This is a genomic window from Bacillus sp. KICET-1 (assembly GCF_027721405.1).
Lineage (GTDB): Bacteria > Bacillota > Bacilli > Bacillales > Bacillaceae > Bacillus > Bacillus velezensis.
The window spans coordinates 2,099,493-2,116,925 of the sequence record NZ_CP113515.1 but is presented as its reverse complement, the minus strand read 5'-3'; the positions used below and the strand labels follow the sequence as shown (position 1 = coordinate 2,116,925).

Here is a 17,433-nt window from a genome sequence, read left to right as displayed (position 1 = left end):
AAGTCCGATGAACAGAAAAATTCCCGCTGCCGACAGCAGCACTTTCGCAAGCTTCTCCATTTTTCCCCGTCCCCTTAAATCCCGGCGGCCACCACAAATGACAGGCCGACTGAGATGACAAATGAAATAAAGCCGACAGCTCTGTTATCTTTTTCAATTTCTTTATCAATTTTAAACCGGGGCGTCAGAAATTCAAAGATAAAATAGCTGATTAAAAGCATAATAAATCCATATACGCCCCAGCCGATCATTTGCAAAAGCGAATTATGCTGGGCGATGCTGTGCTGAAAGACATTTGCGATACCGAGAATTTTCCCTCCGGTCGCCATTGCCACCGCAAGATTGCCTTTTTGGATTTCCACCCAGTTTTTATAGGATGTCACCAATTCAAACACGGTCAGAAAAATGACGAGACACAAGACGGCTACACTGTAATAAGCCGCGATTTCAACAAGCTCATTTTCCCAAAAAGCATTCATGACGTTTACTCCCTTTTTATTTTAGTTCGACAATCGTTACGCCTGATCCTCCTTCTCCCGCTTCCCCGAACCGCGAGCTTTTCACACTGCGGTGGTTTTTCAGAAGATCCTGCACCCCTTTTCGGAGGGCGCCCGTGCCTTTTCCGTGAATGATGGACACTCTCGGATAGCCGGCAAGCACCGCGTCATCTAAATATTTTTCGACGCGGCTGAGGGCGTTTTCGTAACGCTCTCCCCTGAGGTCAAGTTCAAGCGATACGTGATAATCCTTCCCTTTTACGGCGGTGATTGCTTTTTCTTTTTTCGGTTCAGGAGCCGATTTGAGAAACTCAAGATCTTTTTCCTTCACCTTCATTTTGAGGATGCCGATTTGAACGTTCCATTCTTTCTCGCCGGTTTTTTCAAGCAGCGCCCCTTTTTGTCCGAATGTGAGCACCTTTACTTCGTCGCCCGGCTTCAGCTCGCGTTTTTTCTCTGTTTTTCTTTCCGGCTGCTTTGATTTTTCAAAAGCCGGCATCGCGTCTCCGAGGCGTTTTTTGGCGTCAATCAGCTCGTGTTCCTTAAAGGATCTGTGTTCTTGCTTGATGGACCGGAGTTCGCGGATAATCTGTTCGGCTTCATTTGCGGCGGCTTCCAGTTTTTCCGCAGCTTTCTGCTCGGCTTCTTCCATCATTTTATCTTTTTGGGCGTTCAGCTCAATGATTTGCTGCTGAAGCTCTTTGTGCAGTTTTTCTGCTTCTTTTCTGATTGATTCGGTTTCTGAAAGCTCTTCATCCGCTCTTTTTTTGCTTTTTTCAAGCGATGCGATCATCAGATCGACTTCGTTATGTTCGGCGGTCATTTCTGACTTCGCCTGGCCGATGATATGCTCCGGAAGCCCAAGGCGTCTTGAGATTTCAAATGCGTTGCTTCGGCCCGGCACTCCGATCAGAAGCTTATAGGTAGGCGAAAGCGTTTCAATGTCAAATTCAACGCTGGCATTCATGACGCCTTGTCTGTTATATCCGTATGCTTTCAGTTCCGGATAATGGGTTGTCGCAAGCACTCTGGCGTTTGTCCGGTGAACTTCGTCAAGGATGCTCATGGCAAGCGCCGCCCCTTCCTGCGGATCTGTTCCGGCACCGAGTTCATCAAACAGCACAAGACTGTTTTCAGACACGTCTTTTAAAATATTAACGATATTGACCATGTGGGATGAGAACGTACTCAGACTTTGTTCGATCGACTGTTCATCGCCGATATCGGCAAACACATTGTCAAATACTGCTGCTTCCGATCCCTCATCAGCCGGTATGTGTAATCCTGCCTGCGCCATAATCGTCAGCAGCCCGAGTGTTTTTAACGTAACGGTTTTACCGCCCGTATTCGGCCCCGTGATAACGATCGTTGAATAATCTCCGCCCAGTTCAATATCGTTGGCCACGACTTGATCTTGGGGCAGCAGCGGATGGCGCGCTTTTTTCAGCCGGATAAAGCCGTCTCCGTTCATGAGTGGTTTTGTCGCCTTCATCGCTTTTGCGTATCTCGCTTTGGCGAAAATGAAATCCAGTGTCTGCAGCACTTCCACATTTTGAGCGATTTCTTGTGTGTGTTCAGCCGTATGCTCCGTCAGCATCCGGAGAATCCGTTCGATTTCCTGTTTTTCTTTTACTTTCGCCTGCTGAAGCGAGTTGTTCATATCTACGATCGCCTGCGGTTCAATAAACAGTGTCGCACCGGATGAAGATGTATCGTGGACAATTCCGCCGTAGCTTGATCTGTATTCCTGTTTGACCGGGATGACAAAGCGGTCATTCCGAATCGTAACGATGGTGTCAGACAGCATTTTAGAAGCGGAAGATGAACGCAGCATCGATTCAAGCCGGTCTCTGACTCTTGATTCAAGCGTCCTGAGCTGCGTGCGGATTCCCCTTAAAGCGGGAGACGCATGATCAAGCACTTCACCATGGTCATCAATGCAGGAGTTAATCTCCCTTTCCAAATCGCCTAATGTAATCAGCTCTTCTGCATGGGCCTGTATCAGCGGAATGCCGACGCCGTCTTCTGTCATTTGGCTGATAAAATGCTTCATTTGTTTAACGGCATACAGCAGCCCGGACAATTCGGTGAATTCCGCCGGCGTCAGCACACTGCCGATTTCCGCCCGCCGTAAAGCGGATCTTATGTCGGTCAGGCCGCCGAACGGAGCATGGCCTCTCAAGCGCATGACCGCGGATGCTTCTTCGACTTCATCCAGCTGTTTTTGGATGTCTGAGAGATCCGTCAAAGGTTTCAGCTGCAGAAGCTTCTCCCGGCCGAGCGATGAGGCGGCATGTGCGGTAATCTGTTCTTTTACTTTATGAAATTCAAGTGATGATAACACTTTTTGCTGCACGGTTTTGTGATCCTCCTTACTTAATCATTGCGCGTCAGAAATGCTTTGACCTCGTGTAGCGGCCGGGCGTTTAACACATGTTTTGTCTCCGTCCACCCTTTGCGCGCAGCGGTCACGCCCGTTTTCATATCATCGAGCATCTCGATATTATGGGCATCGGTATTAATGACCAAAGTCACACCTTTTTCATTCGCTTTGATCAGATGCTCAGTCCGTAAATCGAGGCGCGCGGGATTTGCATTTAGCTCAAGCGCCGTATTTGTTTTGGCGGCGAGTTCAATCAGCATGTCGATGTCGACTTCATAGCCGGCCCGTCTGCCGATCAGGCGGCCCGTCGGGTGGGCGATAATGTCCACGTGCTTATTCGTCAGCGCCTGTTCAAGCCGTTTCATAATGACATGTTCCGGCTGGCTGAAGCTTGAATGAATAGATGCGATGACAAGATCCATTTCAGACAGAACACTGTCATCATAATCAAGCGAACCATCGGGAAGGATGTCCATCTCTACGCCTTTAAAAATATGAAAATTTTCAAATTCAGCGTTTAACGCGTCAATTTCTTCCGCCTGTTTTTTGAGCCGTTCGGCCGTTAACCCGTTGGCTACCTTTAAATATTGAGAATGGTCGGTGATCGCCATGTACTGATAGCCTTTTGCCATACATGCTTCTGCCATTTCCCTGATGGAAAAAGCGCCGTCACTCCAGGCTGAGTGCATGTGGAGATCGCCTTTTATCGCTTTATGCTCCACAAGGTCCGTTTCTTCCCGGTACGTGTCGACCTCCTGCCCGCTTTCTCTGAGCTCAGGAGGAATAAACGGCAGACCGAAGTGGGCGTAAAACGCTTCTTCGCTCGGGAATGTTTTGACGTCTCCCGTTTCTATAGTTTCTACTCCGTATTCACTGATCCGTTCACCGCGCTCTTTCGCCAGCTGGCGCATTTTAATGTTGTGATCTTTAGAACCGGTAAAATGATGCAGTGTGGTGGCAAACTGTTCCTCTGTCACAAGCCGGAAATCCACACTCGTCTCATATTCAAAGGTCAGGATGACTGATACTTTTGTGTCCCCGCTCGCTATCACGTCTTTTACGTTCGGGAGGGAAAGAAGCTGTTCTCTGACAGCCTCCGGATGATCTGTAGCGATAATGTAATCCAGATCTTTTACGGTTTCCCGCGCTCTTCTGAGACTGCCGGCCCGGGAATATTTCTGAATATCCGTCAGCCGGGCCAAATGTTCTTCAATTACTGAAGCAATGCTGAGCGCATAGCCGATCGGAAAACGTTCCGGCTGTTTTCCGGCTTCTCCGAGAGCCTGAAGGATTTTCTCCTCCGTTTTTTTGCCGAAACCGGCGAGCCCCTGTACTTTTTGCTGCTCGCATGCTTCTTTCAGCGATTCCGCGTCATGAACGCCAAGCTCCTGATACAGCTTGGCGATTTTTTTGCCGCCGAGGCCCGGAAGCTTCAAAAGAGGAACCAAGCCTTCCGGAACTTCTTTCTGCAATTGGAGAAGCGTGCCGGACACACCTTCCTGCATATATTCACGAATGACGCCGTAGGTGCCTTTTCCGATTCCGGATAAAGACATCATGTCGTCGATTTCCGACAGGCTGCGGTCATCCTGCTCAAGCGCCGCTGCCGCTTTTCGGAAGGCTGATATTTTAAACGGGTTGTCCCCTTTCAGTTCCATATAGACCGCAATCGTTTCAAGCAGCCTGATGATATCTTTTTTATGCATACTGTTAACCCCCAGTCGTTTCCTGCTTTTCATCATACAAATTTTTCTCCTCCGGCACAACTGACGCAGAGCTTGAAAAAAACTTCTCCGGTCAAGAGAAGTTTTTTATGCCCCGTACTGGGCCCACAGTTCTTGCAGGAGCCCTGACAGATACGGCGTATGATGTGTGATGATATTTGCAAGCGTCGATTGTGCGAGCATATCCTGAAGCGCGCTTACCGGCAGTACGGATGCGACGTATAGCAGGATAAACGCAAATAAATAGACTTCCAGAAACCCAAGCACCCCGCCCAGCAGTTTGTTGATCTGTTTAATGACCGGAATGCCGGCGATGATATTAAGCGCCGCTCCGATAATCCGGAGCAGAATCTTTGCGATGATAAACAAAATGACAAACGCGATCGCGTTGTAATAAGCCGTCTCTACGTTTCCTTTAATAAAAGACAGAGCCGCCTGCCCGCCGGAAAAATCAGGCGCGGGTATAAAGCTCAGATGCGGGGCCAGGCTTTTGTAAAAAAGCGCCGCAAACGCAATCGAGAGGATGAAACTCGTTAAATATATAAATTGGAGGATAAATCCTCTTTTTAATCCAAGCAATGTGCCCATTAAGAGCAGAACTAAGATGATGATATCTATCATATGGTGTTCATTCCTTTTCTTTAAGCTGCCGCTCCAGTATTTCATATTTTTCTTGCAGTTTCATATAATCATGCACAACATTGACCGCAGTCAATACAGCGAGCTTATTTATATCAAGATATGGATTTTTCTCGTTGATTTCTCTCATTTTATCATCAACCACTCCGGCCACATGACGCATGTGCGCTTTGCTTTCTTCCCCGATAATGGTGAAGTGCTGGCCGTAAATGTTTACTGTCGTTTTGGTTTTTTTGCCGTCAGACAACGTTTCTCCTCCATTCCGCGAGAATCCTAGTTCCTATCATACCACGATTATCGTTTGAATGGAAAGACGAGCCTCGGGCTGTTATGATACACTGGTATATACAGTGAAAAGTGCCAAAAAAGGAGATTATATCGTGTCCCATTCTGTTATAAAAGTATCCGCTTCCGCTATGGAACAAATGAAACAATCCTATGCCGGCTCCCTTACTCCCGCCGTTCCGCAGGGCGCCGTCTTCCAGGCTAAGCCTCCGGGCTGTACCATTACAGCCTACCGCTCGGGCAAGGTTCTCTTTCAAGGAAAAAACGCCGGCACAGAAGCGGCCCGCTGGGGAACGGCTGAGGCGCCGAAAGCAAAGAAAACCGTCAAAAAAGCGGCCGACCCGCTCTACGCTCCCCCGGCGGGCATTGCCTCCATGTCAGTGATCGGCTCTGATGAAGTCGGAACAGGCGATTACTTCGGGCCGATAACGGTTGCCTGCGCCTACGCCGACAAAACAAAGCTCTCTTTAATGAGAGAACTCGGTGTGAAGGATTCGAAGGATTTAAAAGATCCGCAGATTATTGAAATCGCCAAACTGTTAATTAAAACCATTCCTTACAGCCTGCTTGTGTTAAAAAACGAAAAATACAATCAGATGCAGGAAAAAGGCATGAGCCAAGGAAAAATGAAGGCGCTCCTTCATAATCAGGCGATTTCCAATCTGCTGAGAAAAATGAACGGCGTTAAACCGGAAGCGATTTTGATTGACCAATTCGCAGAGCCCGGCATTTATTTTAAGCATCTTTCCGGACGGGATATCGTAAAAGAAAAAACGTTTTTCAGCACGAAAGCGGAAAGCATACATCTTTCCGTCGCCGCAGCCTCTATCATTGCGCGATATTCTTTCTTAATTGAAATGGATAAGCTTTCGCGTGAGGCTGGGATGACGATTCCAAAAGGCGCGGGGCCGCACGTCGATGAAGCTGCCGCCAAGCTGATCATCAATAAGGGAGAAGGTGCGCTCAGAACGTTCACTAAACTTCATTTTGCCAATACGCAAAAAGCGAAACGCCTTGTTGAACGGAAGCGGTCATAGTAAAAAAGCTTGCAGAGTGATCTGCAAGCTTTTTCTTTATCCTCTTAATACGGCCTGATACGTTTCTTCCAGCGCTTTCAGCACGTTTTCATGTACTTTTGTCACTTCTTCTTCTGTCAATGTTTGTTCAGGGTTAACATATTGGAGCGAGAAGGCGACGGATTTTTTGCCTTCTTCCATATGCTCACCTTCGTACACATCAAATACGGTGACTTCTTTCAGCAGCGCGCCGCCGGCTTCTTTGATCACGGCTTGGAGCTGTCCGCTTGTAACGGTTTTATCTGCCACAAGCGCAATGTCGCGCGTGACGGACGGGTACTTCGGAATCGGCGTATACACGACAGGTTCTGTTTCCTCGGTCAGAAGCGCGTGCAGATCAAGCTCGAACACATACGTTTCTTTGATATCCAGCTCTTTTTCCATTGCCGGATGCACCTGGCCGATAAATCCGGCAAGCGAACCGTTCAATAGAATGTTTGCCGTCCGGCCGGGATGCATGTTTTTGCGTTCAGACTGGACAAATTCAACCCGGTCTGACACATTCAATTGATGCAGCAGGCCTTCAACGATTCCTTTGGCGACGAAGAAATCAACCTGCTTTTTCTCACCCTGCCATAAATTTTTGCGCCACAATCCGGTTACAGCTCCGGCAACCCGTTCTTTTTCAACCGGTTTTGTGTTTTCTTCTTTCGTCAGAAATACAGAACCCGTTTCATATAAAGCAACGGAATCAGTCTGTCTGGCCAGATTGTATGAAACGGCTTCAAGAAGATTCGGCACGAGGCTGTGTCTGAGAATGCTTCTTTCTTCGCTCATTGGCAGAGCAAGCATCGTGTTGAATGATTTTTCAATCGCAAAAGCGGCCGCTTTTTTATCATTCGTTAATGAATAAGTGGTCGCTTGTGAAAGACCCGCTCCTTCAAGAAAACGTCTCACTTTCCGGCGTTTTGCCTGATACGGTGTCAAGCCGCCTGTCGTGCCGGCCGTTTCCGGAAGCGTGGACGGAATATTGTCATATCCGTACAATCTCGCCGCTTCTTCAATCAGGTCTTCTTCTATTCTAATATCTCCGCGGCGCGACGGCACCGTTACGACAAGAACGTCTTCAGCTTCACCGACTGCAAACCCGAGGCGCTTGTAAATGCTGATGATTTCTTCTTTAGCGATTGCCATGCCGAGCACGGCGTTCACTTTTTCAACAGACACGTGAATGTTGTTTGCTTCGATTTTCAGATGGTTTTCTTCAACCGTGCCTGAGAGCACTTCTCCGCCGGCATACGCCTGAATGAGACTGCAGGCCCGTTCAGCCGCCAGCAAAACGCGGGCCGGATCAATGCCTTTTTCATATCTGGCGCTCGCTTCGCTTCTCAGTCCGAGGTCTCTCGATGCTTTGCGGACGGTCTGTCCGTCGAAATAAGCGGCTTCCAGTAAAATCGCAGTGGTGTCTTCACGGACTTCAGACTCAGCTCCGCCCATGACTCCCGCAACGGCTTGCGCTTTTTTTCCGTTTGTGATGACCAAATGGCTGCTTGACAGCTTGCGCTCTTGTTCATCCAGCGTCACGATGGTTTCATTTTCCGCCGCTTTTCTGACGACGACCTCTTTTGAACCGAACCGGTCGTAATCGAAAGCGTGAAGCGGCTGTCCGTACTCAAGGAGGACGAAGTTTGTAATGTCCACGACGTTATTATGCGGGCGGATGCCTGCATTCATCAGCTTCGTCTGCATCCAAAGCGGTGACGGGCCGATTTTGACGTTTTTAATGATTTTTGCGGCATAATGCGGATTGGCCTGCGTATCTTCAATCTTGACGGAAACAGCATCCGCCGCTTTTTCTGCCGCTTTTTCATATGAAGCCGCCGGAAGCTTTACCTCTGCGCCGAGGATAGCCGCCACTTCATAAGCCACGCCAAGCATGTTCATCGCGTCGGCGCGGTTCGGCGTTAAGCCCAATTCTAAAATCGCATCATCAAGCTGAAGGGCCGCCATTGCGTCAGCTCCCGTTTCAGCATCATTCGGAAAAACGAAAATGCCTTCCGCATATTCTTTCGCCACGAGCTTGCTTTCAATGCCGAGCTCCTGAAGGGAACAGATCATGCCGTGAGACGCTTCGCCGCGCAGCTTGGCTTTTTTAATTTTGAAATTGCCGGGAAGCACGGCTCCGACCGTTGCAACGGCAACCTTCTGTCCTTTATCAACATTCGGGGCGCCGCAGATAATCTGCACGGGTTCCTCCGCACCGATATCAACAAGGCATTTGTTGAGTTTGTCGGCATTCGGGTGCTGTTCACGCTCAAGCACGTGTCCGATGACAACGCCTTTTACGCCTTCCCCTTTATACTCGATACCCTCAACTTCAATACCGGCTCTTGTAATTTTTTCTGCAAGCACGGCCGGGTCGATTCCCTGCAAGTCAACGTAATCTTCTAACCATTTATATGAAACAAACATGTGTATCCTCCTCTTACGCCTGTTTAAACTGCGAAATGAATCTGACATCATTGGTATAGAAATGGCGGATATCTTCAATGCCGTATTTCAGCATCGCGATACGTTCAACACCCATTCCGAAAGCGAAACCCTGGTATTCCTCAGGATTGAATCCGGCCATCTTCAGCACGTTCGGGTGAACCATGCCGGCGCCGAGAATTTCGATCCAGCCTGTTTTTTTGCAGACGGAGCAGCCTTGGCCGCCGCACTTAAAGCAGGTTACATCCACCTCGACAGAAGGCTCTGTGAATGGGAAGAAGCTCGGACGGAGCCTGATTTCACGGTCTTGGCCGAACATTTTTTTGGCAACCAATTCAAGCGTGCCTTTCAGGTCGCTCATGCTGATTTTGCGGTCCACGACGAGACCCTCGATCTGCATGAACTGATGGGAATGTGTCGCGTCATCGTTGTCGCGGCGATACACTTTACCGGGACAAATGATTTTGACGGGGCCTTTTCCTTTATGCTTTTCCATCGTGCGCGTCTGCACCGGTGACGTCTGCGTTCTCATCAGCATTTCTTCTGTAATGTAAAAGCTGTCCTGCATGTCGCGGGCCGGATGTTCCTTCGGCAGGTTCAGCGCCTCAAAGTTGTAATAATCCGTTTCCACTTCAGGGCCTTCTTCGACGGTATATCCCATTCCGATAAATAAATCTTCAATTTCTTCAATAACGACCGTCAGCGGATGGCGTCCGCCGATGTTTACCTGACTGCCCGGCAATGTGACGTCAATCGTCTGGCTGCTGAGTTTTTTATTCATCTCTTCTTGTTCAAGCTGTTCATTTTTCGCCGTAATGGCTGCTGCAATGCGCTCTCTCACTTCATTGGCGAGCGCTCCCATTTTCGGGCGCTCTTCGGCGGACAGTTTGCCCATGCCGCGGAGAACTTCTGTAATCGGCCCTTTTTTTCCGAGATATTGCACCCGAATGTCGTTAACTTCTTTTAATGAACCCGCCGCTTCTACTTTTTCTGCAGCTTCCAGTTCGAGCTGTTTAAGCTTCTCTTCCATCATGCATCCTCCTTTTATGTAAACCAAACCGTTCTATGCCTTTTTCAGAAAACAAAAAAACCCGCCCCTTGAGAGAAGGGACGAGTTGTGGCCGCGGTACCACCCTTTTTAAGGCAGACTTCATCTGCCGACAGCTTCATTGACATAACGGAAACGATCGTTCCGGTTCACCTTTACGCGCGTTTGGCGCGGTCCCGGTGACAACTCGAGAGGTGAAAATCAATTTTTGTGCTGCGATAAAAATGCTCTCAGTCAGCGGCATTTTCTCCCTGGAAGGCAGTGTGTGCAAAAATTGACGTCCTCTGTCACGGTTTTTACATTATTGCTATCTATTATAGTGAAATCCAAGGCTTTTCGCAACCTATCCTCTGAGATGATAAACGAGGATGGCGGCCGCTACCGCCACATTCAGCGATTCCGCCTGTCCGTACAGCGGAACGTACAGGTTGAGATCCGTTTTTTGCAGAAGGCCGGCGTCCACTCCCGCCCCCTCGTTCCCGACGATTAACGCGAACGATTCTTCAGGCTTCACGCTTTGATAAGCCGCCCCGTTTTCAAGCGCCGTGCCGTAGATCGCGACGCCTTGTGATTTCAGCTCAGCGGTAAACTCATCAAGCGGACGTTTCAAAATGGGAATATGAAAATGAGATCCTTGTGCTGAACGCAGCGTTTTTCCATTGTACGCGTCTGCTGTTCCCTCACCAAGGACAACGGCGTCGATCCCCGCCGCATCTGCCGTTCTGATCATTGTTCCTAAATTCCCCGGGTCCTGCACGGCATCAATCAGAAGCAGCCGTTTCAGCTGATCAGGCCGCTTATCCGGCATATGGCAGACCGCGGCGATCCGCTGCGGCGTTTCTGTTTCCGTCACGGCTGAAAACGCGTCTTCGCTCAGCACGTAGCACGGGATGCTCATGTCCAGATCGGCCGGGATGGCGCTCTCATCGTTTACGAGAATTTCTTTTACCGTTCCCTTTGATTTGAGCGCTTCTTCTGCCAGATGCTCTCCTTCTATCAGAAATGTATTCGTTTTAAGTCTCTCTTTTTTTGTGTGAAGTTTTTTCCAATCCTTCACTTTTTGGTTTTTTGCAGAGTCGATTCGTTTCACTTTATGTCTGTGCTCTCCTTTTTTCATGCATGTTGTTATTATATCTTAAGAACAGCACATAATAAACCGCGTGCGCGGTAAGAATATGCGTATCACATTCAGGAAAAAGGAGCGGTTGTAATGGATCTTAATTTACGCAACGCCGTTATTGCCAATGTAACCGGCAATAACCAGGATCAGCTGGAGCATACTATCGTTGACGCCATCCAAAGCGGTGAAGAAAAAATGCTTCCGGGCCTCGGCGTCTTATTCGAAGTTCTTTGGCAGCATGCGTCGGACTCAGAAAAAAATGAAATGCTCAAAACACTTGAAGGCGGATTAAAACCTGCGCAATAAGCATGAACCGGGTGATGGCACACCCGGTTTTTTTTGTATAATAATGGCGAGGGGGATCGCCATGCAGTTACAGCCGGAACTGGCAAAAAAATTGATTGCCGAAGTCAAACATATGTACAGCCGCGAAGTGATTATTGCCGATACAAAAGGGATGATCATCGCAGGCACCAACGAGGCGCGCGCCGGATGGTTTCATGAAGGCGCACTGATCTGCGCCCGCGAAAAACGGAATGTCATCATTACGAAAGAAGATGAAAAACGGCTCGAGGGCGTAAAAGCAGGACTGAACCTCCCCGTTTTTTCAGGTCATGAAGTGATCGGAGTATTCGGTCTGACAGGAGACCCTGACGATATCCTTCCTTTCGGAGAATTGCTCAGAAAAATGACGGAGCTGTTTATTAAAGAAACGCGCCATATGGAAGAAGCGCAGTGGCGTGCGAGAATGCTTGAATCCTTTATGGTTGATTGGCTGCAGCTGAAAGAATGGTCTCCGGGCTTTTTAGAAAAAGCAAAGCTCATCGGCGCAGACCTTCACGCATACCGCCGGATCATACTCATTCAAGGCCGTTATGAGCAATATAAAGCGGAGGAGCTCGGGCGGCTCTGGCAGTACGAATGCCCTGAAGACCTGTTTGTCCGCTGGGGAAATGAACGCATTCTCATTAATCATGAAGCAAATTCGGCTTCCAAAACACAGCTCATTAAAAAGATCGGCGCCGTTTTCGGGCAGCCTGTCACCGCCGGCATCGGACGGATCGTTCCGGGAGAGCGCCTCACGGAATCATACGAACAGGCGGATAAAGCACTTTCAGCCGGTATCGGTGACAAGCAGGCCGTCTTTGAAGAAGATTTAAAACTGGATATGTGTCTTGCCGATATCACACCCCGCACGAGGTCGGAATTTTCACGGCGGGTTCTCGAGCATGTACTGGACCGGGAAGAACTTCTGGATACGCTGCGCGCCTTTTTCGACCGGCAATTATCGTTAAAGCGCACCGCCGACGACATGCATATTCATATCAATACATTGCGCTACCGTCTTTCCAAACTGGAATCACTGACAAATATGAAACTTGACCGCCCCGAAGACATAACGGCTTTTTATTTGGCGCTGCGCTTTTTAGATCAACATACAAAAATCACGTAATCATATCATCATTTTTCATATGTTTCTCCATAGTGTGCGGAATCGTTTTTCTTTACAATTAAATGAAAACGCTTTTCTTATCAGGGAGGTTGGGAGAACATGATTTCACGAGAGGCAAAAGAAGCGTTCATCCGGACGGTCGGGAAGGAGAATTATGATGATTCGGCGGCGGGCCGTCTTGTGTATTCTTATGATGCGGCTCCTCAGCTGCAAGCCATGCCGGATGCGGTAATCGCCCCCCGCAGCGCGGATGACGTGTCGCGTATACTAACGATTTGCAGCAGGCATGACATTCCGATCGTGCCGAGGGGTTCAGGCACAAACTTATGCGGCGGCACATGTCCGTCTGAAGGCGGGCTTGTGCTTTTATTCAAACATATGAACCGCATTCTAGAAATCGATGAAGAAAATTTGACGGCAACCGTCCAGCCGGGCGTAATCACGCAAGATATGATCCGTGCGGTTGAACAAAAAGGTTTATTTTATCCGCCTGATCCGAGCAGCATGAAAATATCGACGATCGGCGGGAATATTAATGAAAATTCCGGCGGGCTGCGCGGTTTGAAGTACGGCGTCACCCGGGATTATGTCCTCGGCCTTGAAGCCGTCTTGGCTTCAGGCGATATCATCCGCACAGGAGGAAAGCTGACAAAGGATGTCGCCGGTTATGATCTGACCCGGCTTTTCGTCGGATCAGAAGGGACGCTCGGCGTTGTGACGGAAGCGACTTTAAAGCTGGTTCCGAAGCCGGAAACGAAAAAAACGCTGCTTGCACTCTATGAACATATTGAAGCGGCTGCGGAATCGGTTTCTGCCATCATCGCTGAAAAAATCATTCCGGCGACACTCGAATTTCTGGATCAGCCGACACTGCAGGTCATTGAAGATTACGCCAAGATCGGGCTTCCGACCGACGCAAAAGCCGTGCTGCTGATCGAACAGGACGGTGACATCGAAACGGTCAGACGAGATATGGAAAAAATCGAAGCCATCTGTAAAAACGGAGCAGCCGTATCCGTCCAAACGGCTGAAACCGAGGAAGAGGCATTCGCGCTTACAGAGGCCAGACGGACCGCATTATCAGCCCTTGCCCGGCTGAAACCGACAACGATTCTGGAAGATGCGACCGTGCCGAGATCACAAATTGCCAGCATGGTCAAAGCCATTAACGAGATTGCAGAAACATACGGCCTGTCCATCTGCACATTCGGCCATGCCGGAGACGGCAACCTTCATCCGACGTGCACCACCGATATCCGAAATGCAGAGGAGATGGAACGTGTCGAAAAAGCTTTTGCCGCCATTTTTGAAAAAGCGATTGAGCTGGGCGGGACGATAACGGGTGAACACGGGGTCGGCATCGTAAAAGCGCCGTATTTAGAAATGAAGCTGAAAACAGAAGGCATCACCGCCATGAAAGCGATCAAACAAGCGCTTGATCCCCAAAATCTGCTGAATCCGGGAAAAATATTCGCCAATTCATCAAGGAAACGCGTGGTGGTGATGAAATGACAACGGCTAAAGAGCAGCAACACATTCAAACAGAATTCAAAACCCGCATGGATGAAGGTGAATTGCTGAACTGTATGCGCTGCGGCTTTTGCCTTCCTTCCTGTCCGACCTATATCGAATCGGGATTTCAAGAATCCCATTCGCCGCGCGGCCGGATCGCCCTGATGAAAGCCGTCACAGACGGACTGATCGAACCGGATGAAGATGTCGAGCGCTCACTTTCGCTGTGTCTCGGATGCCGGGCATGCGAGCCCGTTTGTCCGGCAGGGGTCAATTACGGACAGCTGCTTGAAGAAGCGAGGGATATCATTCATCAAAATAAAAAACATAAGCCGGGCGTGCGCCTCTTGCGGAAAGCCGCCTTCACCGGGCTTTTCCCTCATCAAAACCGCATGCAGGCAGCCGTGAATCTTCTCGGAATATACCAAAGATCGGGACTGCAGACCGCCGTCAGAAAAACCGGTATGCTGCGCGTTTTGCCTGAACATCTGCGCACAATGGAACAAGTGCTCCCGCCCGCCCCGAAACGGAAAGACATGAAGGAAAGGCCGCGTTTTCTTCCTGCCGCGGGTCCCGTCCAAAAACGGGCCGCTTTTTTCTCGGGCTGCTTAATGGATACGATGTTTTTAGCAACAAATCATGCGACAACGGCGCTTTTACAGGCGGCCGGGTGTGAAATCGCGGTTCCGGACGGCCAGGCGTGCTGCGGCGCGCTTCACGGGCACAGCGGAGAAAAAGAGATGGGAAAAGAACTGGCCAAGCGGAATATCGCCGCTTTTGAGGCGCTTGACGCTGATTATATCATTACAAACGCCGGCGGATGCGGCGCCTTTCTTCAGGAATATCCTCATTTACTGAAAGATGAACCTGGATGGGCGGAACGTGCCGAACAATTTGTCCGGAAGCTCAAAGATTTTTCATCCGTACTGGTTGATCTGAAGTTCCATCAAAAAAACCTGCGGGCGCAGTCTCCTCATATCGTCACATATCAGGACTCCTGCCATCTCCGCAATGTGATGCATACGTCAGAGGAACCGCGAACGCTTTTGAAAAGCATTAAAGGGGCTGAGTACAGAGAAATGGAAAAGGCCGACAGCTGCTGCGGGTCGGCAGGAATTTATAATATAACAGAGTCAGAGATGTCTATGAAAATATTAGACAGCAAGATGAAAGCCGCCGGAAAAACGGAGGCGGCCGTCATCGTGACAGCCAATCCCGGATGCCTTCTGCAAATGCAGCTCGGCATTTTACGCGAAGGATTAACAGACCGTGTCCGCGCGGTTCATTTGGCGGATTACCTTTTGGAAGCGGCGGATTTGTCATAAGCCGAAAGCAGAGAGACCGATCGGCTCTCTGCTTTTATGATGCTGCAATGTTCGGATCGGCCGCGGATTTATCCGGGTATTGATGCTTCCAGTCTGGCACTCGGATCACGCCATACATTCGCCCATTTTTTCACAGCCGCAATGATAATCACAAGCCCGAGAATAAGCATGATAATGGATAAAACGCCATTCAGCACGTTGTATCCCGCCGCTTCGGGGTTCAAATACACATACCGCACCATCCAATAACCCGCATAGTTGACGGTCACGTACAAATAAGCGAGAGGAATCAGGCATGTCAGCATATAGCGCCGCTTATCCGCTATTTTTAATACGACGGTCGCACCGATAATTAAGCCGACAGACGCCATAAGCTGATTGGATACGCCGAACAGCGCCCAAATGGAGCTGATGTCGCCCGAATACAGAAGATAGCCCCACAGCAGGCAGGCGAGCGCGCTTGAGAAAATCGAGCCCGGCAGCCAGTCTGTTTTTTTCAGCGGCTTATAGACCTCTCCGAAAAACTCTTGAATCAAGTACCGGGCGACACGGGTTCCCGCATCAATCGCCGTTAAAATAAACACCGCTTCAAACATAATGACGAATTGAAAAAAGTATGAAGCCAAATGACTGAAAAACGGAATCTCCGTAAAGATATACGTCATTCCGACGGCAAGCGTAACGGCGCCGCCCGTTCTTCCTTCCAGACTGAGCCCGATTTCTTTGCTCAATTCAGGCAGATGGACGACATTCATCCCGAGGGTGCGGAATATTTCAGGCGTGCTGTTAATAGCAAAATAGTCGGCGGGCTCAAGAGCGGCAGCTGCAATGAGCGCCATAATTCCGACGAGACATTCCACAAGCATCGCTCCGAAAGCAACCGGCTTTATATCACTCCATTTATCCAGCATTTTCGGCGTTGTGCCGGAACCGACAAATGCATGAAAGCCCGAAATGGCGCCGCAGGCAATCGTTATTGAAATAAACGGCCAGACAGGACCCGCGATCACCGGCCCTCCGCCGTGAATAAACTCCGTTACGGCAGGAAATTTAATGGCGGGATTGACGAAAAAGACGCCTGCGATCAAAGCGGCAAAAACCCCGATTTTCATAAAACTGCTTAAATAGTCACGAGGAGCCAGCAAAAGCCAAACCGGAAGCGCCGCGGCGAAAAACGCATAGACAGGAAGCGCCACTGCAAGCGTTTTCGCATCCAGTGTCAGCATGTCCCCGAAAGCCGTTGTCTGCAGCTGCGGCCCGATGACAACACCGGCCATTAACAATAGAAACCCGACAGTTGATGCGAGTTTGAGATTGCCCGTTTTTTTATAGTAGAGGCCGACCCCCATCGCGATCGGAATCGTAATCCCCACCGCAAACGTTCCCCACGGGTTTTTCTCAAGCGCGTGCAGCACAACCATGGACAGTCCCGCCATCGTGATCGTAATGATAAACAGCATCGAGAGACCCGTGCAAAAACCCGCCACCGGGCCGAGCTCTTCTTTGGCGACTTCAGAAAGCGTTTTCCCGTTTTTCCGCATTGATGCAAACAATACGACAATATCGTGCACGGCTCCTCCGATCACCGCCCCGATTAACAGCCATAAAAGCCCGGGCAGATAGCCGAACTGAGCTGCCAGAATCGGTCCGACAAGCGGGCCGGCAGCGGCGATTGCCGCGAAGTGGTGGCCGAATGACACCCACTTATTCGTCGGCACATAATCTTTCCCATCCTCAAGCACATGGGCCGGAGTCGGTGTCTGATCATTGATTTTTAATACTTTGACCATCATAAAGGTACCGTAAAGCCGATAGGCGATCGCCAAAATACATATAGACGCTATGACGATTGTAATCGCATTCATTTAATCCCAGCCCCTTTTCTCTTTTTCTAAATATTATCACAATTATCAGATAACAGGAGATGATTTTTGCGTGAAA

Annotated in this window: 14 protein-coding genes; 5 read left to right on the top strand and 9 right to left on the bottom strand. The window is 49.4% G+C overall.

Annotated features, from left to right (window positions below; translation table 11 throughout):
* Window positions 1–74: 74 nt before the first annotated feature.
* The 5 genes from OVA33_RS10890 to zapA form a co-directional block, all read right to left on the bottom strand.
* On the bottom strand, window positions 75–479 hold the full coding sequence (locus tag OVA33_RS10890; RefSeq protein WP_003152541.1) for a DUF350 domain-containing protein: 405 nt from the start codon (window positions 477–479) through the stop codon (window positions 75–77).
* A 16-nt stretch (window positions 480–495) separates the two neighbouring features.
* Complete coding sequence (locus tag OVA33_RS10885; RefSeq protein WP_015240335.1) at window positions 496–2,853, bottom strand: endonuclease MutS2; 2,358 nt, start codon at window positions 2,851–2,853, stop codon at window positions 496–498.
* 20 nt (window positions 2,854–2,873) lie between these two features.
* Entirely contained in the window at window positions 2,874–4,586 is a 1,713-nt protein-coding gene (gene polX, locus OVA33_RS10880) for a DNA polymerase/3'-5' exonuclease PolX (RefSeq protein WP_007408115.1), read from the bottom strand.
* 105 nt (window positions 4,587–4,691) lie between these two features.
* On the bottom strand, window positions 4,692–5,225 hold the full coding sequence (locus OVA33_RS10875) for a CvpA family protein (RefSeq protein WP_014418586.1): 534 nt from the start codon (window positions 5,223–5,225) through the stop codon (window positions 4,692–4,694).
* 7 nt (window positions 5,226–5,232) lie between these two features.
* Complete coding sequence (gene zapA / locus OVA33_RS10870; protein ID WP_007408114.1) at window positions 5,233–5,490, bottom strand: cell division protein ZapA; 258 nt, start codon at window positions 5,488–5,490, stop codon at window positions 5,233–5,235.
* A gap of 133 nt (window positions 5,491–5,623) precedes the next feature.
* Here zapA and rnhC point away from each other — a divergent pair, with 133 nt between their 5' ends.
* Complete coding sequence (rnhC, locus tag OVA33_RS10865; RefSeq protein ID WP_017418314.1) at window positions 5,624–6,565, top strand: ribonuclease HIII; 942 nt, start codon at window positions 5,624–5,626, stop codon at window positions 6,563–6,565.
* Between the two features lie 36 nt (window positions 6,566–6,601).
* Here the strand turns inward: rnhC and pheT are convergent, their stop codons facing one another.
* The 3 genes from pheT to OVA33_RS10850 form a co-directional block, all read right to left on the bottom strand.
* The gene (gene pheT / locus OVA33_RS10860; protein ID WP_063636769.1) at window positions 6,602–9,016 is read right to left on the bottom strand and encodes a phenylalanine--tRNA ligase subunit beta; all 2,415 of its coding nucleotides are present in this window, start codon (window positions 9,014–9,016) and stop codon (window positions 6,602–6,604) included.
* A 13-nt stretch (window positions 9,017–9,029) separates the two neighbouring features.
* Window positions 9,030–10,064, bottom strand: coding sequence for a phenylalanine--tRNA ligase subunit alpha (gene pheS / locus OVA33_RS10855; RefSeq protein WP_003152530.1), 1,035 nt, complete (start codon window positions 10,062–10,064; stop codon window positions 9,030–9,032).
* A 361-nt stretch (window positions 10,065–10,425) separates the two neighbouring features.
* Window positions 10,426–11,172, bottom strand: a complete 747-nt coding sequence (locus OVA33_RS10850) for a TrmH family RNA methyltransferase (RefSeq protein ID WP_063636770.1) — start codon at window positions 11,170–11,172, stop codon at window positions 10,426–10,428.
* A 120-nt stretch (window positions 11,173–11,292) separates the two neighbouring features.
* Here OVA33_RS10850 and sspI point away from each other — a divergent pair, with 120 nt between their 5' ends.
* The 4 genes from sspI to OVA33_RS10830 all read left to right on the top strand — a co-directional run bounded on the left by sspI (window position 11,293) and on the right by OVA33_RS10830 (window position 15,492).
* Window positions 11,293–11,508, top strand: coding sequence for a small acid-soluble spore protein SspI (gene sspI / locus OVA33_RS10845; RefSeq protein WP_003152527.1), 216 nt, complete (start codon window positions 11,293–11,295; stop codon window positions 11,506–11,508).
* 61 nt (window positions 11,509–11,569) lie between these two features.
* The gene (locus OVA33_RS10840) at window positions 11,570–12,655 is read left to right on the top strand and encodes a CdaR family transcriptional regulator (RefSeq protein ID WP_014418589.1); all 1,086 of its coding nucleotides are present in this window, start codon (window positions 11,570–11,572) and stop codon (window positions 12,653–12,655) included.
* A gap of 99 nt (window positions 12,656–12,754) precedes the next feature.
* The gene (gene glcD, locus OVA33_RS10835; protein ID WP_128974213.1) at window positions 12,755–14,167 is read left to right on the top strand and encodes a glycolate oxidase subunit GlcD; all 1,413 of its coding nucleotides are present in this window, start codon (window positions 12,755–12,757) and stop codon (window positions 14,165–14,167) included.
* Window positions 14,164–15,492 carry a (Fe-S)-binding protein gene (locus OVA33_RS10830; protein ID WP_025649708.1) on the top strand — a complete coding sequence of 443 codons (1,329 nt, stop codon included), beginning with the start codon at window positions 14,164–14,166 and terminating at the stop codon, window positions 15,490–15,492. Before glcD ends, OVA33_RS10830 begins: the two co-directional genes overlap by 4 nt.
* Window positions 15,493–15,560: 68 nt before the next feature.
* On the opposite strand, the gene cstA is transcribed toward OVA33_RS10830, so the two are convergent.
* Window positions 15,561–17,357, bottom strand: coding sequence for a carbon starvation protein CstA (gene cstA / locus OVA33_RS10825; RefSeq protein WP_053573136.1), 1,797 nt, complete (start codon window positions 17,355–17,357; stop codon window positions 15,561–15,563).
* Window positions 17,358–17,433 lie beyond the last annotated feature (76 nt).